17 protein-coding genes are annotated in these 24,561 nt (G+C 36.1%); 8 read left to right on the top strand and 9 right to left on the bottom strand.

Going from position 1 to position 24,561, the window contains the following annotated elements; all coding sequences use genetic code 11:
• The first annotated feature begins 17 nt into the window (after window positions 1-17).
• The 7 genes from OLM57_RS03275 to OLM57_RS03245 all read left to right on the top strand — a co-directional run bounded on the left by OLM57_RS03275 (window position 18) and on the right by OLM57_RS03245 (window position 14,337).
• Window positions 18-2,024, top strand: coding sequence for a glycoside hydrolase family 97 protein (locus tag OLM57_RS03275; protein ID WP_264565810.1), 2,007 nt, complete (start codon window positions 18-20; stop codon window positions 2,022-2,024).
• A gap of 151 nt (window positions 2,025-2,175) precedes the next feature.
• Window positions 2,176-4,341, top strand: a complete 2,166-nt coding sequence (locus OLM57_RS03270) for a glycoside hydrolase family 3 C-terminal domain-containing protein (RefSeq protein WP_264565809.1) — start codon at window positions 2,176-2,178, stop codon at window positions 4,339-4,341.
• Between the two features lie 2 nt (window positions 4,342-4,343).
• Window positions 4,344-5,921 (top strand): GH39 family glycosyl hydrolase, encoded by a 1,578-nt coding sequence (locus OLM57_RS03265; RefSeq protein WP_264565808.1) that lies wholly within the window; start codon window positions 4,344-4,346, stop codon window positions 5,919-5,921.
• Window positions 5,922-5,952: 31 nt separating this feature from the next.
• Window positions 5,953-8,178, top strand: a complete 2,226-nt coding sequence (locus tag OLM57_RS03260) for a glycoside hydrolase family 3 C-terminal domain-containing protein (protein ID WP_264565807.1) — start codon at window positions 5,953-5,955, stop codon at window positions 8,176-8,178.
• A gap of 18 nt (window positions 8,179-8,196) precedes the next feature.
• Window positions 8,197-9,693 carry a cellulase family glycosylhydrolase gene (locus OLM57_RS03255; protein WP_264565806.1) on the top strand — a complete coding sequence of 499 codons (1,497 nt, stop codon included), beginning with the start codon at window positions 8,197-8,199 and terminating at the stop codon, window positions 9,691-9,693.
• 91 nt (window positions 9,694-9,784) lie between these two features.
• A complete protein-coding gene (locus OLM57_RS03250; protein ID WP_264565805.1) occupies window positions 9,785-11,734 on the top strand; it encodes a sialate O-acetylesterase in 1,950 nt (649 codons plus the stop codon).
• 161 nt (window positions 11,735-11,895) lie between these two features.
• Window positions 11,896-14,337 carry a glycoside hydrolase family 95 protein gene (locus OLM57_RS03245; protein WP_264565804.1) on the top strand — a complete coding sequence of 814 codons (2,442 nt, stop codon included), beginning with the start codon at window positions 11,896-11,898 and terminating at the stop codon, window positions 14,335-14,337.
• A 55-nt stretch (window positions 14,338-14,392) separates the two neighbouring features.
• Here the strand turns inward: OLM57_RS03245 and OLM57_RS03240 are convergent, their stop codons facing one another.
• The 3 genes from OLM57_RS03240 to OLM57_RS03230 form a co-directional block, all read right to left on the bottom strand.
• A complete protein-coding gene (locus OLM57_RS03240) occupies window positions 14,393-15,373 on the bottom strand; it encodes a Gfo/Idh/MocA family protein (protein ID WP_264565803.1) in 981 nt (326 codons plus the stop codon).
• A gap of 8 nt (window positions 15,374-15,381) precedes the next feature.
• Window positions 15,382-16,098, bottom strand: a complete 717-nt coding sequence (locus OLM57_RS03235; protein ID WP_264565802.1) for a DsbA family protein — start codon at window positions 16,096-16,098, stop codon at window positions 15,382-15,384.
• A 105-nt stretch (window positions 16,099-16,203) separates the two neighbouring features.
• Window positions 16,204-16,638 (bottom strand): ArsR/SmtB family transcription factor, encoded by a 435-nt coding sequence (locus OLM57_RS03230; protein ID WP_264565801.1) that lies wholly within the window; start codon window positions 16,636-16,638, stop codon window positions 16,204-16,206.
• 316 nt (window positions 16,639-16,954) lie between these two features.
• Here OLM57_RS03230 and OLM57_RS03225 point away from each other — a divergent pair, with 316 nt between their 5' ends.
• Window positions 16,955-18,214, top strand: a complete 1,260-nt coding sequence (locus tag OLM57_RS03225) for a tetratricopeptide repeat protein (RefSeq protein ID WP_264565800.1) — start codon at window positions 16,955-16,957, stop codon at window positions 18,212-18,214.
• Window positions 18,215-18,346: 132 nt separating this feature from the next.
• Here the strand turns inward: OLM57_RS03225 and OLM57_RS03220 are convergent, their stop codons facing one another.
• Genes OLM57_RS03220 through OLM57_RS03195 form a run of 6 tightly spaced genes read right to left on the bottom strand, consistent with a single transcriptional unit; the run spans window position 18,347 to window position 24,453 of the window.
• Window positions 18,347-19,717, bottom strand: a complete 1,371-nt coding sequence (locus OLM57_RS03220) for an NADH-quinone oxidoreductase subunit N (protein ID WP_264565799.1) — start codon at window positions 19,715-19,717, stop codon at window positions 18,347-18,349.
• 19 nt (window positions 19,718-19,736) lie between these two features.
• On the bottom strand, window positions 19,737-21,179 hold the full coding sequence (locus OLM57_RS03215; protein WP_264565798.1) for a complex I subunit 4 family protein: 1,443 nt from the start codon (window positions 21,177-21,179) through the stop codon (window positions 19,737-19,739).
• Between the two features lie 9 nt (window positions 21,180-21,188).
• Window positions 21,189-23,072 (bottom strand): NADH-quinone oxidoreductase subunit L, encoded by a 1,884-nt coding sequence (gene nuoL / locus OLM57_RS03210; protein ID WP_264565797.1) that lies wholly within the window; start codon window positions 23,070-23,072, stop codon window positions 21,189-21,191.
• Between the two features lie 6 nt (window positions 23,073-23,078).
• The gene (gene nuoK, locus OLM57_RS03205) at window positions 23,079-23,399 is read right to left on the bottom strand and encodes an NADH-quinone oxidoreductase subunit NuoK (RefSeq protein ID WP_077377981.1); all 321 of its coding nucleotides are present in this window, start codon (window positions 23,397-23,399) and stop codon (window positions 23,079-23,081) included.
• The gene (locus OLM57_RS03200; RefSeq protein WP_111409550.1) at window positions 23,399-23,908 is read right to left on the bottom strand and encodes an NADH-quinone oxidoreductase subunit J; all 510 of its coding nucleotides are present in this window, start codon (window positions 23,906-23,908) and stop codon (window positions 23,399-23,401) included. Before OLM57_RS03200 ends, nuoK begins: the two co-directional genes overlap by 1 nt.
• A complete protein-coding gene (locus OLM57_RS03195; protein WP_264565796.1) occupies window positions 23,908-24,453 on the bottom strand; it encodes a NuoI/complex I 23 kDa subunit family protein in 546 nt (181 codons plus the stop codon). Before OLM57_RS03195 ends, OLM57_RS03200 begins: the two co-directional genes overlap by 1 nt.
• Between the last annotated feature and the right edge of the window lie 108 nt (window positions 24,454-24,561).

The raw sequence follows: 24,561 nt of genomic DNA, 5'->3' as shown, positions 1-24,561 counted from the left end.
GAGTAAGAAACAATATTATGATAAAGAAATTAATACTTCCTGTTCTATTACTATCCTTAAGTATAGGAAATGCTCAAGGCAAAAAGACAAAATCCTATGAATTGGCTTCTCCTGGAGGGCAAAACAAGATAAAATTCGAATTAGTAAACAATGCACCAAAATATGCAGTAAGCCACGGAAAAATTCAAGTGATTACTCCATCAGATATGGGGTTTTTGCTAAAGAACAATGAGAATTTAAGTTCTAATTTCGAAATAACAAACGTAAAAAATTCCACTTTCGACGAAACTTGGGAACAGGTTTGGGGAGAAAAGAAAAACATCAGAAACCACTACAATCAGTTAGTGGTTCAATTGCAACAAAAAGATAAAAACAAACGCAAACTAGAAATTCAGTTCCGTGCTTACGATGACGGAATTGCTTTTCGATATGTGTATCCAAAACAAGAAACGAAAGACAGTATTTTTATCATGGATGAGAAAACGACTTTCAACCTGAAAGAAGATGGTAAAGCATGGTGGATTCCTGCAAACAGGGAAAATCGCGATGAATATTTGTTTAAAGACTCACCCGTAAGTACTCTTGATACTGTTTTAACGCCATTAACTATTGAAAGCAAAAGCGGACTGGCATTGAGTTTTCACGAAGCCAATTTGGTAGATTTCGCCAGTATGACTTTGGTAAATACAACGGGTACACAACTTAAATCCGACCTTGTGCCTTGGGCAGATGGTGTAAAAGTTCGTGTAAAAGACACATTCACTTCTTCATGGAGAACGTTACAAATTGCTGAAAAACCGACAGATTTGATTACGTCTTATTTGATTCTGAATCTGAATGAACCCAATAAATTAGGCAAAATAACTTATTTTAAACCCTATAAATATTTCGGAATTTGGTGGGGAATGCACATCGGAAAATACTCTTTTTGGGAAAGTCCTATTCAGGGAGCAACAACCAAACATGCTGAAGAATACATGGATTTTACGGCTAAAGAAGGATTTCATCATTTGCTTATCGAAGGTTGGAACAAAGGTTGGACACCTGCTTGGTACGAAAATAAAATGCACATGTTCAGTTTTACAAAAAGCGCCGATAATTTCGACCTTGAAAAAGTAGTGGAATACGGAAATAAAAAAGGGGTAGCATTAATTGGTTATCACGAAACAGGTTCAAACTTGATTAATTACTTAAAAGAAATTGACGATGCTTTTGCTTTATACAAAAAACTCGGAATGCATTCGGTTAAAATCGGTCACGTAGGTTCAAAATTAAATATGAAAGAATGGCACTTCGGACAATTCGGAGTGAATTATTTTAGATATGTATTGGAAAAAGCGGCTCAATATGATTTGGCCGTTTTGTACCATGAGTCTATAAAAGACACAGGAGAACGCCGTACCTATCCCAATATGGTTTCTAGAGAAGCTGCCAGAGGACAAGAGTACAATGCTTGGAGCGAAGGAAATCCTCCAAATCATTTGACGATTATTCCGTTTACAAGATTACTTTCCGGACCTATGGATTTCACGCCGGGAATTTTTGATGTTGAGGTAAAACAAGGGTATCCAGGTAAAAGAGTACATGGGACAACCGCGCAACAATTGGCATTGTATGTAACCATTTATGCTCCAATTCAAATGATGGCTGACCTTCCTGAAAATTACGAAGGAAAACCAGCTTTGCAATTCTTGAAAGACGTTCCAACAGATTGGGAAACGACCAAAGTCTTAAATGGAGAAATCGGACAATACATTTCTACAGCTCGTAAAGACAGGAATAGTGAAAATTGGTATTTGGGAAGTATCACCAATGAAAACGCTAGAGATTTAGCTATTCCATTGACGTTTTTAGATTCCAAAGCGACTTACGAAGCTCAGATTTATGCGGATGCCGAAGGTACTGACGAAACACACAATCCGTCGGCAGTTGCTATTTCTAAAAAAACTGTAAAAGCTTCAGATATATTGAAATTGCATTTGGGCGGAGCCGGTGGAACAGCCATTAGATTTAAAAAATTATAAAAATATTCTGGGCGTGTTCGCTGAAAAAGCGAACCGGGCTATCCGTTGCAATCTTTTTTCATCCCGCAAAAGGCGGGATAAAAAAAGGATTTCCACTGCTATCCCTCACGCACAAACGTTTGTAATCAAATTTTTTTTACCAAAGAAATAAATGAAAAATTATTTGACACTTATTCTTCTTCTCTTGTTTGCTGTGCCAGTTTTGGCACAAAAAAAACAGCAATATCCTTTTCAGAATCCCAATTTGGATACCGAAAAGCGTATTGACAATTTGTTGTCATTAATGACTTTGGAGGAAAAAATAGCGGTATTAAGTACCAATCCTTCCGTTCCCAGATTGGGAGTTGCTGGTACTGGGCATGTCGAAGGTTTACACGGATTGGCATTAGGCGGACCAGGCGAATGGGGTGGAAAAGGCAAAAAGCCAGTTACCACCACCACTTTTCCGCAAGCCTATGGTTTGGGCGAAACTTGGGATGTCGATTTGCTTCAGAAAGTGGCGAATGTTGAAGGGTATGAAGCGCGTTACGCTTTTCAGAAATACCATCGTGGAGGATTAGTAGTTCGGGCTCCGAATGCCGATATTGCCAGAGATCCACGTTGGGGACGTACCGAGGAAAGTTATGGAGAAGATGCTTTTTTTAACGGGACGATGACTGTCGCTTTTGTAAAAGGATTGCAAGGAAACAATCCAAAATATTGGCAAACGGCTTCGTTGATGAAACACTTTTTGGCGAACAGCAATGAAGATGGAAGAACCTATACATCATCCGATTTTGATGAGCGTCTTTGGAGAGAATATTATTCCGTTCCTTTCAGAATGGGAATTATCGAAGGCGGTTCACGAGCCTATATGGCGTCTTACAATAAAGTAAACGGAATCCCAGCGATGGTGCATCCGATGCTGAAAGACATCACTCAGAAAGAATGGGGACAAAACGGAATTATCTGTACCGATGGTGGTGCTTTCAAATTATTGCTTTCGGATCATAAATATTATCCCGATTCGTATCTGGGAGCTGCAGCAGCAGTAAAAGCCGGAATCAATCAGTTTTTGGATGATTATAAAGAAGGTGTCGACGGCGCAATTTCAAAAGGCTATCTGACTGAAAAAGAAATAGACGAAGTCATCAGAGGTGATTTTCGGGTGATGATAAAACTAGGAATGTTGGATGCTACAGATGACAATCCGTATGCGAAAATCGGAAAAGGAAAAGACACGATTGATCCTTGGAAATCGGATGTTCATAAAAAGTTGGCATTGGAAGCAACATTAAAATCAATTGTTTTATTAAAGAATGATCCAGTCAAACAGTTGTTGCCTTTGCAAAAAGAAAAACTGAAAACAGTCGCCGTAATCGGTGTTCGTGCTGATGAGGTGCTTTTGGACTGGTACAGCGGAACGCCACCTTATGTTGTTACACCTTTGCAGGGAATTAAAAATAAATTAGGCGACAAAGTTGAGATTTTATACGCCAAGAATAATGCCGACGGAAAAGCAGCCACTATAGCCAAAAAAGCAGATGTAGTTATTGTGATAGTTGGGAATCACCCCGTTTGCAATGCCGGTTGGAACGATTGTCCAGTTCCGAGCGAAGGCAAAGAATCCGTTGATCGTCAGTCTTTGACATTGGAACAGGAAGATTTAATCAAAATTGCGTATCAAGCCAATCCCAATACAGTTGTAGCCTCAATAAGCAGTTTTCCGTACGCTATCAATTGGACACAGGAACACATTCCGTCTATTGTGCACATGACACAAAACAGCCAGGAATTAGGAACCGCTTTGGCCGATGTTTTGTTTGGCGATTACAATCCAGCGGGAAGATTGACGCAAACCTGGGTAAGAGATATTACCGATTTACCCAATTTATTGGATTACAACATCCGTAACGGAAGAACCTATATGTATTTTCAAGGGAAACCATTGTATGCTTTCGGTCACGGTTTGAGTTACACGAATTTTGCGTACAATTCGATAGCGACAAACAAAGAAATTTTAGAAAAAGACAAAGATCTAACAGTTTCGGTTTCGGTTACTAATTCTGGAAAACGAGACGGGGAGGAAGTCGTTCAATTGTATGTTAAATCAATCGACTCGGCGATTCAGCAACCGATAAAAGCATTAAAATCTTTCCAAAGAGTGGCCTTAAAAGCAGGAGAAACCAAAACGGTTGTTCTGACTTTAAAAGCCAAAAAATTAGAATATTGGAATGCCAACAAACAACAATTTGAACTTGAAAAAGGACAAATTGAAATACAGGTTGGAAGTGCTTCTGATAAAATCCTTTTGACCAAAAAAATTAGCATTAAATAAAGATGAAAAAACATTTCACAATACTTATTATTCTCTTTGGCCTAACCAATTTTGCATTGTTTGGACAAGACTCGAATGCCAAAAGCAGAATTATAAAAGTTGATTATAACAAATCGGCCGGAGACATGAATACCATGTTCAAAGAATGTATCGGGGCAGGCAGAGCCAATGAAGGATTACGTGCCGATTGGCAACAGCAATTGACAATGGTCAAAAAAGAATGCGATTTCAAGTACATTAGGATGCACGGTTTATTAACCGATGATATGGCCGTTTATCGCGAAGACAATAAAGGAAATCCAGAATACAATTACCAATATATTGATGCTTTGTACGATTTTCTTTTGAGCATCAAAATGAAACCTTTTGTTGAATTAGGGTTCATGCCATCAGCTTTGGCCAGTGGTAACGAAACCATTTTTTGGTGGCGCGGGAACGTAACTCCTCCAAAAGATTATAAAAAATGGGAAGACTTAATTCGTAATCTGACACAGCATTTTACAGAGCGTTATGGAGTTGAAGAAGTAAAAACATGGTATTTCGAGGTTTGGAACGAACCCAATTTATCGCCAGGATTTTGGACAGGAACCCAGGAAGAATATTTTAAATTGTATGATTATACCGCTAGAGCTATCAAAAGCGTAAATCCAGCTTATAAAGTAGGAGGTCCTGCTACAGCTGGAGCGGCTTGGGTGCCAGAAACAATTGAATTTGCTACTAAAAACAATGTGCCTTTAGATTTTATCTCTACACATGCTTACGGAGTTGGTCAAGGTTTTTTAGATGAATATGGAGAATCCGGAACGGTTTTGAGTAATGATGCGTCGAGTGTGAGTGGAGAAGTAATTAATTCTCGCAAGCAAATTTCAAGTTCAGCAAAACCAAATCTCGAATTGCATTACACCGAATGGAGTTCATCGTACACTCCAGCAGACCCGATTCACGACAGTTACCATTCGGCGGCTTATATTCTTCAAAAACTGAAACAAGTTGGGAATGCAGCAAACTCCATGTCGTATTGGGTTTTTACCGATATTTTTGAAGAACCTGGGCCAAGATTTACCCCTTTTCACGGAGGTTTCGGGTTGTTGAATACACAAGGAATTAAGAAGCCAGCCTATTTTTCGTATTCTTTTTTAAACAAATTGGGAGAAACAGAACTTCAAAATAGCGACACTTCCTCTTGGGCAACCAAAAATGCAAAAGGAGACGTACAATTATTGTTTTGGGATTTTACCTATACATTACCAGATGCCACAAACAATCAGCAATATTATATAAAAGATTTACCCTCAAAACCAAAAGGGTCTGTAAAAATTGAAGTGGCAGGATTGCAAAAAGGAAAATACATTTTAGAAATATATAAAGTGGGGTATAAAGTCAATGACGTTTTTACCGATTATTTAGGAATGAATAAACCGAATCGGTTGACGCTACAGCAAGTCAATACGCTCAAGCAGAAAAATAATGGAGATCCAATTTCAACTGAAACAGTAAAAATTGATTCGAAAGGAATCTATAGCAAGGATTTCAAGATTAATGAAAATGATGTGCTGTTGCTCAATTTTATAAAGCAATAAATAAAAAAATAAGACCAAAAAAAACCTAGTTATGAAAATGAAAATAATCACCTTATCCATTTTTTCAATGTTATTGTTTACTGGATACAATGCAAATTCCCAAACGGTTAAGAATAAAAAAGCTACTGCTGTAAAATCTTTGGGGTCTAAATATGATGCGCAAATTGACAAATTAATTGCTCAAATGACGCTTGAGGAAAAAATAGGCATGTTGCATGGTAACAGTATGTTTGCCAATGGAGGTGTAAAGCGCTTGGGCATTCCAGAATTAAAAATGGCTGATGGGCCGTTAGGCGTTCGTGAAGAAATATCTCGTGACAGTTGGGCACCTGCAGGATTGACAAACGATTTTGCGACTTATTATCCTGCTACTGGAGCTTTGGCAGCAACTTGGAACACTAATTTGGCACATTTATTTGGAAATAGTGTTGGGGAAGAATTGCGGGCCCGAGACAAAGACATGTTGCTTTCGCCAGCCATCAATATTGTAAGAACACCGCTTGGAGGCAGAACTTACGAGTATATGTCTGAAGATCCTTTTCTAAACAGTAAAATTGCCATGCCGTTGATTGTTGGTTTGCAAGACAAAGATGTTATGGCTTGTGTCAAACACTTTGCAGCCAATAACCAAGAAACCAATCGTGATTTTGTTGATGTTCAAATGGACGAACGTACCCTGCGTGAAATTTATTTGCCAGCATTTAAAGCGGCGGTAACCGAGGCAAAATCATACAGTATAATGGGAGCCTATAATAAGTTTAGAGGTGAATATCTCTGCGAAAATAATTATATGCTCAATACCATTTTGCGTGACGAATGGGGCTTCAAAGGAGTTGTTGTTTCCGATTGGGCTGCGGTTCATTCAACAGTAAAATCTTTAAAAAGCGGTTTGGATATCGAAATGGGAACTCCTACCACAAAGTTCAACGAATTTTATCTGGCTGATAAATTAATTGCAGCTGCCAAGTCTGGCGAAATTTCAGAAGCAGAAATTAATATACATGTAAAAAGAATATTGAATGTTTTGTTTCAAGTAAAAGCAATGGGCGGTCAAGATCGTGTGAAAGGTAGCATTGCAACTGAAGCGCATTATCAAGATGCTTATAAAATCGCATCAGAAGCTGTGGTTTTATTGAAAAATGATAATAACGCATTGCCTTTGAAACTGGATGGTGTGAAATCCATCGCTGTAATTGGAAATAATGCAACTAAGAAAAATGCTTTGGGCGGATTTGGTGCAGGTGTAAAAACCAAAAGAGAGGTTACACCTTTAGATGGTTTGAAAAACAGATTGCCAGCTTCGATCAAAATCAATTATGCAGAAGGTTATTTGGAGCGTTACGAAGAAAAAAAGGTTGGTAAATTAGGTGATATCACTATGAATGGTCCTGTAACAATTGACCAATTGGATCCCGCCAAATTAGAAGAAGCGATTCAAGCGGCCAAAAACTCTGATGTTGCCATCATTTTTGCAGGTTCCAACCGTGATTATGAAACCGAAGCTTCTGACCGTAGAAGTTTAAAATTACCATTTGGACAAGAGGAGTTGATTCAAAAAGTTTTGGCAGTAAACCCAAGAACCATTGTGGTTATGGTTGCCGGAGCTCCTTTTGATATTGATGAAATTGGTAAAAAAACGAATGCTTTGGTTTGGGGTTGGTTTAATGGTTCTGAAGGTGGAAATGCTTTGGCAGATGTATTGTTGGGAAAAGTAAATCCATCGGGTAAGTTACCTTGGACAATGCCTAAAAACATTATGGATTCGCCGGCTCACGCTACAAACAGTTTTCCTGGTGACAAAACAGTAAACTATGCCGAAGGAATTTTGGTTGGGTATCGTTGGTTTGACACTAAACATATAGAACCACTTTATCCTTTTGGATACGGATTGTCCTATACTACTTTTGCTTTCGATAATGCAAAAACGGATAAAAAAGAATATACAGGTGATGAGACAATTTCGGTTTCGATAACAGTTAAAAACACAGGAAAAGTTGACGGTAAAGAAGTAGTGCAATTGTATTCTTCTAAACCGGATTCGAAGATTGAGCGTGCAGCCCAAGAACTGAAAGGCTTCCAAAAAGTAATGGTTACAGTAGGAAAAATTGAAACAGTAATCATTCAGGTTCCGGTAAAAGATTTGGCTTATTATAATGTTGAAGCCAAAAAATGGACAGTTGAACCAGGAAAATATACTTTGAGACTAGGAAGTTCTTCCCGTGATATCAAAAAAGAAGTTGTTGTAACTATTAAGTAAAATTTTAAAACAGTAAAAATGAAAAAAATAATAATTAGCGCTACTTTATGCGTTGCTTTTTTAGGACTTTGGGCTTGTAGCTCCGATTCAGGAACAGAGCCAGTGAAACCAGACGCAAAAACACTTACTCTAGACACAAACACAATTGATTTTATAAGCGCAGGAAGTGTTGCCAATGTAACGATTACGACAAATGTGGTGTCATACACAATTAGTAGTTCAGATAGCAGTTGGTTACAGTTGAGCAAAACTACAGGTGTTACAGGAACCACTACAGTTAATGTAACAGCTTTGGCTAATACAACCACTGCTGTAAGGACTGCTGTAATAACAATTAGTTCAAGTCAAATAGCTTCTGTGCAAATAGCGGTTTCTCAAGCCGCAGCAGTTCCAGTTGTTTCGCTATATCCAAGTTACAATACCAATCCGCTACCGGCTGATGCTACTGGAATGGCAAGTAATGCTGTAGAGCTTGCCTCCAAAATCAAACTGGGTTGGAACATCGGTAACACATTAGAAGCGACAGGTGGCGAAACTGCCTGGGGGAATCCAAAGGTTACCAAAGCATTGATTGATTTGGTAAAAGCCAATGGTTTTAATGCAATTCGAATTCCGTGTTCTTGGAATCAAAATTTAGCAAATACATCTACAGCACAAATCAAAACAGAATGGCTGAATCGAGTAAAAGAAGTTGTTCAATATTGTGTAGATAATGACATGTATGTGATTGTGAATACTCACTGGGACGGGGGGTGGCTCGAAAATAATTGTACCGAAGCCAAAAAAGCAGAAAATAACGCCAAACAAAAAGCGTTTTGGGAACAAATAGCAACCAGTTTACGTGGTTTTGATGAGCATTTGCTTTTTGCCAGTGCCAATGAACCAAACGTTGACAATGCAACCCAAATGGCTGTATTAACATCCTATCACCAAACATTTATTGATGCGGTTCGTGCTACAGGAGGTAAAAACGCCAATCGTACACTGATTGTGCAAGGGCCATCAACCGATATTGAAAAAACAAACAAATTAATGTTGACTTTGCCTACCGATAATGTGGCGAGCCGAATGATGGTTGAGGTGCATTATTATACACCATATCAATTTTGTCTAATGGACAAAGATGCAGATTGGGGTAAAATGTTTTATTATTGGGGAGCAAATTACCATTCAACTACAGACACTGCCCACAATTCGACTTGGGGAGAAGAAGCCGATTTGGATAAATTTTTCCTTTCTATGAAAACGCAATTTGTGAGTAAAGGTATTCCGGTAATTTTAGGTGAGTTTGGAGCTATTAGACGCGATTTGACAGGTGATGACTTGACTTTGCATCTCAATTCAAGAGCTTATTATTTAAAGTATGTAGTAAAACAAGCTAAGGCTAATGGTTTGATTCCGTTTTACTGGGACGCTGGAAATATGGGAGTAAACACAATGTCGTTATTCAATAGAACCGACAATACGGTTTATGATTCTCAGGCGTTAACAGCTTTACAAGACGGATTAAAATAAGGGTAAACGAATATAATTTTGAGCAAATGATTTTTTATAAATAACTTTCAATTTATAAGAAATCATTTTTTCGATTATCAATTTTTTTAAAATGAAAAAACAATTAGTTACTTTATTTTTATTGGTTACTTTTTTTTCAAATGCCAATGTAAAAATGCCTTTGCTGTTTTCGGATGGAATGGTTTTGCAACGCAACAAGTCAATTCCGGTTTGGGGTTGGGCCAATGCCAATGAAAAAATCGAAGTTCATTTCAACAAACAAACCAAAACCATCGCAGCCGGTAAAGACGGAAAATGGATGGTAAAATTAGATGCTGAAAAAGCAGGAGGGCCTTTTGAATTAATTATTAAAGGTAAAAACAAAATTGTCATCGCCAATGTTTTGGTTGGAGAAGTCTGGATTTGCAGTGGACAATCGAATATGGAATTTCAAATGTATAAAACAATGAATTCCAAAGCAGAAATTGAAGACTCCAATTATCCAATGATTCGTCATTTTGGTGTTGCCCAAGATTTGAGTGGTTCACCAAAAGAAGATTTAAAAGCAGGAAAATGGGCCGTTTGTAATAAAGAAAATGTAAAAGATTTTACGGCTGTGGGTTACTTTTTTGCCAAAAAACTATACGCCGAATTAAAAATCCCAATCGGAATCATCAATACATCTTGGGGCGGAACTTGTGTGGAGACATGGACCAGTCGTGATGCATTCGAAAAGAACGATGAATTCAAAGGAATGATTGCTGGAGTTCCTCAAGTAGATATGGGGTCAGTTTTTGAAATATACAAAAAATCACTTTTGGATAATATCAAAACGGTTCAAGGTTTTGAAGTGACAGATGCTAACGAAAAGGAGTATAAAGCAGCAGATTTTAATGATGCTAAATGGCCGGAAATAAAAGTGCCTTCCTTATGGGAAAATCAACAAATTGGTAATATTGACGGAATCGTTTGGATGCGAAAAACCATTGTTTTATCAGCCGAACAAGCCAAAAAAGAAGCCGTTTTACACATGGCCAAAATAGACGACGAAGACACCACTTATGTCAACGGTGTTCAGGTGGGGACCAATACGATTTGGGAAACCAGCAGAATCTACAAAATTCCTGCTGGCGTTTTGAAAGAAGGAAAAAATGTGATTGCTGTGCGAATTACGGATTACAGCGGAGGTGGTGGAATTTACGGAGATCCTAATGATTTAAAAATTGATTTCAAAGATTCAAATGTTTCTTTGCAAGGGCTTTGGAAGTTTAATGTAATAAAGGTAAAAATTGAAATTTCGCCCAATAGTTATCCTTCGTTGTTGTATAACGCTATGATAAATCCATTGATTCCGTATGCTTTCAAAGGAGTTTTGTGGTACCAAGGAGAGGCCAATGTCTGGAGAGCAAAACAGTACAAAAAAGCGTTTCCGCTAATGATAAATGATTGGAGAACCAAATGGAATCAGGGTAGTTTTCCTTTTTACTTTGTGCAATTATCAAGTTTTAATGAATTTAATGGAAACAGTAAAGTAGGCAGCCGATGGGCGGAACTTCGCGAAGCACAATCCGAAACTTTAAAATTGCCAAATACAGGTATGGCAGTAACCACTGATATTGGAAACGCAAAGGATATTCATCCCACAAACAAACAAGATGTTGGACTGCGTTTGGAAGCCATTGCTTTGAATAATGATTACGGCAAAAAGCGAGTGCATAGCGGACCAACTTATAAATCTCAACAAATTAAAGGAAACCAAATCATTCTGACTTTCGATAACATTGGAGGTGGATTGTCTACTTCAGATAGCACGGATAATGTAAAAGGATTTGAAATCGCTGGTTCCGACAAGGTATTTCATTCTGCAAAAGCGATTATCAAAGGCAATAAAATAATAGTTTCTAGCGAAAAAGTGCCAAATCCGGTTGCCGTGCATTACGGTTGGGCAGACGATGATACAGAAATCAATCTTTTCAATAAAGAAAAATTCCCTGCATCGCCCTTTAGAACCGATAATTGGGAAATGATTACTGTGAATGAAAAATACCAAGTAAGTAAGTAATTATTTGGGCGTGACCCCATTTACAAAAGGCGCTACTTAGCATACCGCTTATGCGCGCCTTTCATAAATGCGGTCGGGCTATCCGCACTACTTCGGTAGTTTGCTCATATCCCTCACGCGCGTGAACGGTAAACAAGAATTTTAATATTTAAGAATCTACGATGAATTTAAACTTTATAAAAAAACTTCTTCTGGTTTTTTTCTTTTCTACTTTCTTCGGAAAAGTTGTAGCGCAGTCCAGTCACGTTTTGTGGTACAATCAACCTGCCGAATTTTTTGAGGAAACTTTAGTTTTGGGGAATGGAAAAATGGGGGCCACAGTTTTCGGAGGCGTAAATTCAGATAAAATTTACCTGAATGACATCACGCTTTGGTCAGGACAACCAGTAAATGCCAACATGAATCCAGAAGCATATAAAAATCTACCCGCCATTCGGGAAGCACTAAAAAATGAAAATTACAAACTTGCCGAGGAGTTGAATAAAAAGATTGAAGGTAAAAATTCCGAGTCGTATCAGCCACTAGGAACGTTGGAAATCAATAACCATCACATTGGCAAAGTTTCAAACTATCACAGAGAATTGGATATTTCGAATGCGACATCCAAAGTAAGTTATGAAGTTGACGGAGTGAAATTTACCCGCGAATATTTTGTTTCGGCACCAGACCAAATCATGATAATCAAATTGGCATGCAGTAAAAAAGGGGTATTGAATTTCGATATCGTTCCCAGCAGTTTATTAAAATTCAAAACTGAATCAAAAGACAGTATGTTGTCGATGAATGGTTCTGCGCCAATTCATGAAAATCCAGGTTATGTCAATTATCAACTAACTTATTTGCCTGTTGAACTTTTACAAACAGAAGACTTAAAAGAAAATGGACCTGGAACACGCTTTACTTCATCTATTAAAATCAAAAATACTGATGGAACTATCACAAGTTCTTCTTCAAGTTTAGGTTTAAAAAACGGAACCGAAGCCATTATTTATGTCTCAATAGCTACTAGTTTTAATGGTTTTGATAAAAATTCCGCTTTTCAGGGATTGGATAATAAAAAAATTGCATCAAAAAATCTAAACAAAGCCTTTGCAAAATCTTTCGATAAATTAAAGCAAACTCATATTTCCGATTATCAAAAATTCTATAATCGTGTCACTTTAGATTTAGGAAAAACGACTGCGCCTAATTTACCAACAGACGAACGTTTACTAAGATATTCTGAAGGGAAAGAAGACAAGAATTTAGAAATTCTTTATTTTAATTATGGACGTTATTTATTGATTAGCTCGTCACGAACGCTTGGAGTTCCTGCCAATTTGCAAGGACTTTGGAATCCACATCTGTATGCGCCTTGGAGCAGTAATTATACTATGAATATCAATCTGGAAGAGAATTACTGGCTTGCCGAAAACACCAATCTTTCCGAAATGCATTTGCCGCTTTTGAGTTTTATAAAAAATCTTTCGGTTACAGGGAAAGTAACAGCCAAGACTTTTTACGGAGTTGATAAAGGTTGGGCTGCAGCGCACAATTCTGATATTTGGGCAATGACCAATCCCGTGGGGCAGTTTGGTAAAGAAGATCCCATGTGGGCATGCTGGCCAATGGCAGGTGCTTGGTTGAGTACGCACATTTGGGAGCATTATGTTTTTACCCAAGATAAAGAATACTTAAAGAAAGAAGGATATCCTTTGATGAAAGGGGCAGCTGAATTTTGTCAGGGTTGGCTTGTATTTGATAAAAAAGGAAATTTAATTACAGGTCCTTCGACTTCACCCGAAAATCAATATATAACACCTGATGGTTTTGTCGGGGCAACAATGTATGGCGGTACGGCCGATTTAGCAATGATAAGAGAATGTTTTGACAAAACAATTCGAGCTGCTAAAATTTTAAATATTGATGCCGACTTTAGAGCGGAACTTGAAAAAGATTTGGCTAATTTGCATCCGTACCAAATTGGGAAAAAAGGAAATCTGCAGGAGTGGTATTTTGATTGGGAAGATAAGGACCCAAAACACCGTCATCAATCACAGTTGTTCGGGCTTTTTCCTGGTGACCACATCACACCATTAAAAACTCCAGAATTAGCGAAAGCCTCTAAGAAAACATTAGAAATAAAAGGAGACGAAACCACAGGCTGGTCAAAAGGGTGGCGTATTAATCTTTGGGCTAGGCTTTGGGACGGTAATCGTGCCTATAAAATGTTTCGAGAACTCCTTCGATATGTTGATCCCGACGGAAAAAAAACCGACTCACCAAGAAGAGGAGGAGGGACATATCCTAATTTATTCGATGCACATCCGCCGTTTCAAATTGATGGAAATTTTGGTGGAGCCGCTGCTGTTGCCGAAATGTTGGTTCAGTCCAATGAAAATGAAATCAGATTATTGCCTGCTTTACCCGATGCTTGGGAATCTGGAACTGTAAAAGGAATTTGTGCCAGAGGAGGTTTTGAAATCTCGATGGAATGGAATAATAAAAGTCTAAAGAAAGTTTCGGTATTTTCTAAAAAAGGAGGTAAGACAACCTTAATTAGCGGAGAGAAAAAACAAGATGTCACTTTGAAAAAAGGACAGCAATTAGAAATAGTTTGGTAAAAGAAAAAGAGGTGCTAATCAAATTAGCACCTCTTTTTCTTATTGAAGTTTACATTCAGTTTCCAATGATTTGATCCATTACCCAACTGGTATGTGATGCCGTAAATCCACTGGAAGGATGTGCTGAATTTCCTAAAAGATGTTCCCGCATTTGTTCTACATGATACAACTGAATGTTTTCGGGATGATGAATTTGATGGATTGATTCGCCTTCTTTGGTTTTAAGAATTATTGGGGTGTTTTCAAAAACAGAAAATGTGATTTTGCCTTTACTACCATAAATTTCTACTACATCTTCACGTTCAAAAGTGCCAAAATTCCAACTTCCGCTACCTGTAATTCCAGACTCGTGAAGCCAATTGGCCGTGGCTGCATCTGTGGAAGTATAAAGGCCTTGTTGGTTAAGGCTAATTCCGGAGACTTCTTTTATGGTTCCAAAATAATGGATGAACAAATCCAATCCGTGGCTGGCCAAATCGTCAAAATAACCGCCTGTAGCAATTGTTTTGTCGGTTCTCCAGTTGTATTCTCCTGAGCGGTCTTGATCGGTTGTAGGTTTGCTCAAATGCCAGCGGATGTGTCTGACTTCTCCAATAGTTTTTGTGTCAATCCATTTCTTGATTTGCTCGAATCGTGGTAACGTTCGTCTGTAATAGGCAACAAATAAAGGAGTATTTTTGGCTTCAAAAGCTTCACTGATACTCAAACAATCTTGGAAATTGGGCGCCAAAGGTTTTTCAATACAACAGGTTTTTCCAGCTTCAGCTACTTTTAATCCATAATATTTATGAGTGTCGGGAGGTGTGGCAATATATATGGCATCTACTTCAGGATCATTTATTAGATCGTCTGCATTGGTGTAATATTTCTTTATTTCATGTCTTTTGGCATAGTCGGCTGCTTTTTCTGCATCTCTACGCATCACTGCTGATATCGTAAAACCTTTTGTTTTTTGATAGGCTGGCCCACTTTTTAATTCTGTGACATTTCCGCAACCAATAATACCCCAACGAACTAATTTTGTATTTTCACTCATGTTTTTTATTATTCACAACCATCGATACCACAACTGTTTTCGTCAGTGGTGTTTTGGAGTTTTAATTTGGTTTCAAAATTTCCTTCTTCCCAGGATTTTTGTAATGTTTTCAAAAACACTTGGGTGGGTTGTGCTCCCGATACAGCGTATTTATTGTCAAATACAAAGAAAGGAACACCAGTTACACCTAGGGATTGTGCTTCTTGTTGCTCTTGTTGCACCTCATTAGCATAAAGGTCAGTGTTTAATACGTTTTCAATTGCTTCTTTATCTAATCCTACTTCGAGACCCAAAGATTCTAAAGTGTTCAAATCGTTTACATTTTTGCCATCAGTCAAATAGGCTTTAAATAAAAGTTCTTCCAATTCGTTTGACAAATTATGTTTTTTTGCCAAATGCAACAAGCGATGAGCATTTAATGAATTGGCAAGAATGGCTTTTTCAAAATGAAAATCTAATCCAGATGTTTTTGCATTTTCAGTCATATTATCAATCATTGTTTGAGCCCAATCGGTATCTCTTCTATATTTTTCTGCCAAATGATCGACAATGTTTTCGTTGGGAGTTGCCACAAAACTTGGATCTAGCTGAAAGCTTTTCCATTCGATAACAACCGATTTTTTATTCTCAAATTGGTCTAGTGCTCCTTCGATTTTTCTTTTCCCTATATAACAAAACGGACACATTACATCTGACCAGATTTGTATTTTTAATAGATTTTCCATTTTATTTTTTTTGGTAAAGCCAAGTTATTTAAAGCACAAAATTATGAAATTCAATTTTGAAGCTTTTGCTTTTGGGATTTTATTGTGAATTGACAAAGGATAACTTTAGTCGGTTTTGTTTTTTTTATGTGGAAATTGATAGTTGTATTTTTTTAAATGTAGTTTTGGCTCCATTGAAATTTGATTTTTAGGAATAAACGTAAGTTTTGAAATGTCGACTTCTTCAATTTTGACGGTGTTCGAAATATAATTGCTGAGGTATTTTTTTAAGACTTCAATTTTGTTGAGGTTTACAGAATAAATTGTTTTCTTCCCAATGTTTTTGACATTTAGTAATGTTGCTTTTTTTAATTCTAATAAATGTTTAGAAACAGTTGATTGAGCTAATGGTAAAACAGCTACAATTTCTCCACAGGTTCTGTTGTTTTTTATAAGTAACAAAGTCATAATTTGTATTCGGGCTGGATGTCCCAATGCTCTGCATGTCTCAGCGATATCATTTATCTCTTTTTCAAAATCAATTTGTTTTGTTAGGCCCATTTTTTATATTTTATTTTCAAATCGTAATTTAGCGATTAATATTGATTTTTAAGAGTTTATCACTAATTATTTTCTTTTTGATGACATTTTAGGATATTTTTTAAATATTCACGTATAAATACGCATGCAGACTATTTTTATAATTAATAGCTTTGAATAGATTAAATAAGTTCAAAAAAATGATTTTAAAAGTTTGATTTTTTTCTTTTTCGATTCACCCCATTTTGAAATTGTAAATATTATTTTATAAAATTGATTTTTCACTTATTCGATACAAATATGTCCCAACATAAAAACTAATTAAAACCTACACATTATGAAAAGTATTTTAAAAATCGTTGTTTGTTTGTTGTTGTTAAATTATGCTGCTTATGGTCAAAAAAGTCAGATTAAGGATGCTCAGAAAGAGTTTAAAGCTGGTCATTTTGAGGAAACTTTAGCCATATTAAAACCAATAGAATATTTAATTAATAATGCTTCAGATGAGGATAAAATTCATTTTTATTATTTAAAAGGAAATTCATTATTGAACTTGGCCCAAAATAAAGTAAATGTTTCTAATAATCTTTCATTGGCAGCAGCAACATTTAGTGATTTAATTCAAGTAGAAAATGAATCTGGTATATTTAAATATACGCCAGAAATCAGTAAAGCTGTTTTGAAAATAAAAATTGATTTGTTGGATAGCGCTAAAGAAGATATGAGTTTGCAAAAATTCGCAAATTCCTCAGATAAATTTTATCAGGCATACACACTAGATAAAAAAGACACCTTGCAATTATACAATGCAGCAGTGTCATATAATAAAGCAAATGAAGTGGATTTGGCTTTAAAATGTTTTGAAGAATTAAAAATGCTTGATTATTCTGGGGGCAATATGGTATATATAGCCTATAGTAAAAAGAACTTGGCCGACGAAATGTTTGCTACTTTGGATGAAAGAGATTTGAGAATTCAGTATGGAACCCACATTAAACCGAGACAGGAATTGCGGTCCAAAAAAGCTGAGATTTACAAAAATATTGCCTTGATTTATGCCCAAAAAGGATACAAAGAAAAAGCCATAAAGATTATAAATCAAGCTAGAAAATATAATGGGGAAGATGGTTCCCTTGCATTAATGGAAGCAAATTTATATTTGGAAACGAAAGATTACGACTATTTTGACAAACTTGCGTCCGATTTGATGCTTGCAAATCCTAATGATGCAGAATTAGTGAATAGTCTGGGAATAAGTTGTCAAAACCAAAAGTATTTTGAAGGAGCTGAGTTTTATTATAAAAAAGCCATGCAAATGGATTCTAGATACACAAATCCAATTATTAATTTGTCAGTTTTAATAATTGATAAAGGGGTTGCGTTGACAGCAAGAATGAACAATTTGGGAGCATCATCAACGGATAAGAAAAATTATGAAGAGTTGAAGTTACAAAGGGAAAATTTAATGAAAAGTGTGGTTCCTTATCTGCAAAGAGTGATAAGTATTGACCCCTTTAATGCTAGCGCAAAGCAATTGCTTTCCAGCATAAATAATGTTATCAGTATTCAATCTAAAGCTATTGCTTCAGATGAATAAAAAATAAGTTTTGTATTGAGATTTGATTAGGGTAAAAAGCCATCAATTGTAAAATTGGTGGTTTTTTTTTCGAATAAAAAAAGTCACTAAGATTAATTAGTGACTTAAAATTATTATTTTTAAAGAATGATCTTAGACTAGTAAATCCAAAACTAGTGAAGGAAACAATCCAATAACAATGTTCAAAAGTATTGCAACAACGGCAACAGCATAAATTAAGAAAGGTTTTCCTGTACGCGTTTCGTTCGGCTCTTTAGTATACATCGCCAGAATCAATTTAAAGTAGTAACCAACACTTATAATTGAATTGATAACCGCAAATATCACAACAACTAAATAACCGGCTTTAATCGTTTGACTGAACAAAACCAATTTGGCAAAGAAACCTGCAAAAATTGGAATACCTGCCATAGAAAGTAGTGATGCCGTTAAAATAGCAGCCAACAACGGATTTGTTTTCCCTAAACCGTGAAAGTTTACAATGTCTTCGTTCTCTCTGTTTTTACAAACGTATAAGATAACGCTGAAAGCAGCAATACCTGCCAAAGAATAAGCCGTAGTATAATACAATAAGTTTCCTGCTGAATTAGATAAACTCAATAAAGTCATCAGCATAAATCCTGCATGTGAAATTCCTGAGAAAGCCAACATACGTTTCACATTCGCTTGTCTTAATGCCATGATATTTCCAACTGTCATAGAAGCAATTGAGATAATTACTACCACAATTTGGAAAGAGTAATTGATGTCAGCGTGCATGCTTGATAATAATTTATAAAGTGTCGCAATTGCTACAACTTTTGCTAATGTACTCATTAATGCAGTTGTTAAAGCAGGTGAACCTTCATATACATCTGGTGCCCAAAAATGAAATGGAACTGCAGCGATTTTAAATAACATTCCTATAGTAACCAAAACAATTCCAATAGGGAACCAAATCGGCAGTTCTGCAGATTGTGACATGTCACTAATTTCAATAATGTCGAATGATCCCATGGCACCATAAATCATACAGATGCCAAATAAAATAATTCCAGAGGCAAATGACCCCATCAAGAAGTATTTCATACCAGCTTCATTACTTTTTACATTCATTCGGTTACTGGCCGCCAGTACATAAAGAGATATTGATAATATTTCTATTCCTAAAAAGAACATAGCTAAATTTCCAAAAGAAACCATTGAAACAGCTCCTGCCAAAAGAAATATTTTTATGGCAATATAATCAGAAAGTTTGCTTTGATGATTGTCATAGAAATTATGACTCAAAGCCACTAAAAAGATAGTTAATACAATAAATAAACTCGAAAAAGAAACTGAGAATTTATTCACTACAATCATATTGTTATAGTAACTCGCAGGAGAATTAAATTCAGAAACGGTAAGTCCTAGAATGGCTAATAATCCGATAATTGTTATCGGGATAATTGCTTTTCTAAAATCGAAGATTTCAAATATAAGGCATAAAACACCTAATCCTATTATAGCTATTAATGTTGTCATTTATATTATGCTTTTTTACTTAATTGTATTTATTAATAGTGTTTAAAATAGTCTCAAGACTTGGTGTTATCAAATCGTTGATTGGTTTTGGATACATTCCGAAGAAAAACAAAACTGCAATGATAATGACCATTGTCAATCCTTCAGAAAAAGTAACATCGGCAAATAATTTTGTGTTGGTTTCTCCAAGCATTACGTGTTGGAACATTTTCAACATATAATAAGCACCTAAAATAATGGTTGTTCCACCTAAAATAGCAAACCAAATGTTTATTTGGGATAGACTGTACAATACTGTAAATTCTCCAATAAAGTTGAAAGTAGTTGGCAATGCCACAGAGGCTAATACCAAAATTAAAAACATCGAAGTGAATTTCGGAGATTGAGAACGAATCCCGCCCATCTCTGCAATTAATCTCGTTTCGTATCTTCTATAAATGATTTCGGCGGCAAAAAACAAACCAACTACCACAAATCCGTGAGCAATCATTTGTAAAACAGCTCCTCTAAATCCATCAAGGGTTAAAGTATAAGTTCCGGCTGCAATTAATCCAACGTGAGCAAGTGAAGAATAAGCCAATAATTTTTTCAAGTCTTTTTGCCTTAGTGCAACAATAGAACCATAAATAACTCCTGCAATACCAACACCGATGAATATAAACATGTATTCTTTGGCGGCTAATGGTGCCAAAGGCAATTGCCAACGGATAAGGCTGTACAATCCCATTTTAAGCATGATACCAGACAAAAGCATGGTTCCAAGAGTTGGTGCTTTTTGGTATACATTCGCCTGCCAAGTATGAAACGGAATCAAAGGAATCTTAATAGCATACGCCAAGAAGAAAGCCGTAAAAATCCATTTTTGCTCGTTAATAGTTAAATTTAATTTGTATAAATCTTCGATCAAGAAGCTTCCTGCTTTTTGGTACATATAAACAAAGGCAACCAACATAAACAAAGATCCTGCTAATGTGTATATAAAGAACTTAACGACTGCTTTTCTGCGTTCTTCGGCATCTCCATTACCCCAAATTAAAGCGATAAAGTAGATTGGAATCAAAGATAATTCCCAAAAAATGTAATATAAAAGTCCGTCGCTTGCCAAGAAAGTTCCAATCATCGCAAAAGACATAAATAAAATCAGTGCATAAATTGCTTTTGCATTTTTGAATTCATTGCCAAATGAGGATAAGATGATAATGGCGGTCAAAACAGTTGTTAATAAAACCATGGCCAATGACAATCCATCTGCTTGAAGTGCAAATGATACTTTTGGCAATGTAATCCATTGGCTGCTATAGCTAATGTTTTCACCCAAATTAAAATGGTTTAACAAAACAATAGAGCAACCTAGTGAGGTTAATCCAAAAAACAATGCCACTTTTGAAGCCAATTTATCGCCAGCTAAATAAGTTGCAAATGCGCCAACTAAAAGGATGATTAATATAAGAGATACGTTCATAGTATATAATTATTGAGCTAGAAATAAATAAGAAACAATGGCACACATGCCTAAAACAAAAGCAAATAAGTATAAACCAACACTTCCATTCTGTAATTTTTTACCTTGAAAACTAAGCTCATTGGTTACTTTTCCTAATCCAAAAACTAGAGAAGAAATGGCTGTTTCAATGTAGTCTATAAAGAATTTTGACAAACTGTTTGTGGTGTTTACAAATAGTACATCATACACTTCATCAACATAGTATTTATTGTAAAGTACTTTTGAAAGCCCTGTTATTTCAGCATCTTCGCTTGGAACTGTATTTTGTTTGATGTATTTGGCGTAAGCAATTGCAATTCCTATTAGTCCACCCACAACAGCAATTGCCATTAAGATGTACTCAGTAGTTCCCAAGCCATGTTCTTCTGATGTTGCTTTTGCAAAAAGTGGCGCTAAATATTCATTCAGCCAACTATTACCAGGCAAACTAATTACACCTCCAACAGTAGCTAAAATGGCTAAAATGATTAGTGGGAAAGTAATTAATGCTGGACTTTCATGTAAATGATGTTTTTGTTCTTCGGTTCCTCTAAAGTCGTTAAAGAAAGTCAAGAACATCAATCTAAACATATAGAAAGCGGTCATTATAGAAGCTACAGAAGCAATAATCCATAGCGGAATGTTATGATGGAATGCTGTCATCAAGATTTCATCTTTTGAGAAAAACCCAGAGAATAATGGTACTCCTGAAATTGCTAAAGAAGCAATAAGCATGGTCCAAAAAGTCACTGGCATCGCTTTTTTCAAGCCACCCATTTTACGCATATCCTGTTCTCCGTGCAAACCGTGTATCACGGATCCAGAACCCAAGAACAAACAAGCTTTGAAGAAAGCGTGAGTGATTACGTGAAATACAGCTACTTCATAAGCTCCTAATCCCAAAGCCAAAAACATTAATCCCAATTGGGAAACAGTAGAGTAGGCCAGTACTTTTTTAATATCGTTTTGAACTAAACCGATAGTTGCAGCCACCAAGGCAGTTACACCACCTATTACAGCAATTATCGTTTGAACGTATGGAGATAAATCAAAAACAAAATTCAATCGGCTAACCATAAAGATACCTGCCGTTACCATCGTAGCCGCGTGAATCAATGCTGAAACCGGTGTAGGTCCAGCCATCGCATCAGGCAACCAAGTATATAAAGGAATTTGAGCCGACTTACCACAAGCACCAATAAACAAAGCAAAAGCTGCAATGCTTAACCAATATGTATCCAAATTGGTTGCTCCTGCAATTGCAGTTTTTAATGTTGCAAAATCCAAAGTGGAAAACATATTACCAAGAATAAAAATTCCAATTAGTAATCCTAAATCCCCAATTCTGTTCATGATAAAGGCTTTTTTCGCAGCATCATTAAAATCTTGGTTTTTATACCAAAAACCGATTAATAAGTACGAACAAAGTCCAACACCTTCCCAACCAATGAACATTACCAATAAGTTGCTTCCAACTACTAGGGTAATCATAAAGAAGATAAACAAATTCAAATAAGCGAAGAAAGAATGCATTTTCTCATCATCATGCATATAGCTGATAGAGTATAAATGGATAAGTGAACCAATTCCAGTTACAAACAATAACCATAAAATAGATAACTGATCCAGTAAAAAACCAAAACTCACATGAAAGTTGCTAATCTGAATCCAATCAAATAATTGAATAGAGATAGCTTGTTTGGTTTGATTGATTTGTAGAAATAAGGAAACCGAAACAATAAACGAAATCACTACCGAAAGTGTTCCGATGATTCCAGAAACAGATTTTCCTAAACTTTTCCCGAAGAAAACATTAATTAAAAATCCTAAAAAAGGAGTTAATAGTAAGACTAAAGCTAAATTGGTATCCATTGCCATTTATCCTTTTAAGTTTTTTAAATTATCGATGCTAATTGATCCAATATTTCTAAATATCGAAACTAATATGGCCAGTCCAACCGCTACTTCGGCAGCTGCAACAGCCATAGAGAAAAATACGAATACTTGTCCTTGTGCGTCTTGGTGATACGTTGAGAATGCTACAAACAATAAGTTAACTGCATTCAACATGATTTCTATAGACATAAATACAATGATTGCATTTCGTCTGTATAAAACTCCAAAAATCCCAATACAAAAAAGTGTTACACACAGGAAGATATAGTTCTCTATACCAATTTGAGTTAAAATATTGTTCATTATTTTTCTAATTTTTCTTTTTTAGACAATAACACAGTTCCAATCATTGCTACCAATAATAGTATAGAAGCAAATTCAAAAGGCACCATATATTCATTCAATAATGCTTTTCCGAGTACTTTTATCGATTGGTAATCTTCACCCGTATAATCGTATTCGACAATTGGTTTAGAATTGATAAAGATTTTGATCAAAACCAAACAAACCAAACAAAAGGAAACAATAGCGCCCAACCTCGTAAATCTCGGTTTATGAACTTCATCCGCTTCATTAAGATTCATCAACATTATTGTAAACAGTAATAGAATCATAATCGCCCCAGAATAGACAATGATGTGTACAATGGCCAAAAACTGTGCATTCAATAACAAATAATGTCCAGCTATAGAGAAAAAACAAATCACCAAGTAAATAGCGCTATGTATCGGATTTCTGCTAAAAATAGTTAAAAATGCTGTTAGCAATGTGATTGCAGACAATACGCAAAATAGAATAAGTACTGTTGACATTAGTTAGCGTTTTTAAGTTGAGTATTTTTCAAAGCCATTTCTAATGGCATAACCAGTTTGTCTTTTCCAAAAATGAAATCTTCTCTGTCATAACTAGAAGGAACCAATTCTTTAGAGATAGTCAAATAAATGGCGTCTTTTGGACAAGCTTCTTCACAAAGTCCGCAAAAAATACATCTCAACATATTGATTTCATAGATCTCTGCATATTTTTCCTCTCTGTACAAATGCATTTCATTCGCCTTGCGCTCTCCCGCTTTCATTGTAATGGCTTCTGCAGGGCAAGACAATGCACACAACCCGCAGGCAGTACAGTTTTCTCTACCTTGTTCGTCGCGTTTCAGCATGTGCTGTCCACGATACACAGGACTCATCACACGTACTTGCTCCGGATATTGAACCGTTACTTTTTTTCTGAATAAATGCTTCAGCGTAATGATTAAACCTTTTACAATCGCAACCAGATACATGCGTTCCAAAAAAGTCATCTCCTTGTTGGAGACCATTTTTTTTCTTCCTGATAAGGATATAGTTTCTATTGACATTTTATATTTTTTATTTGTAGCTAATCCTGCTATCCGTTGCAATCTTTTATGTTTTAAAGAAAAACATAAAAGGATTTCCACTTCTATCAGGGCTAGTCCCCGTTAACA

Source organism: Flavobacterium sp. N3904 (assembly GCF_025947305.1).
In the GTDB taxonomy this organism is placed as follows: domain Bacteria; phylum Bacteroidota; class Bacteroidia; order Flavobacteriales; family Flavobacteriaceae; genus Flavobacterium.
This window is presented reverse-complemented; position numbering and strand designations above follow the sequence as displayed.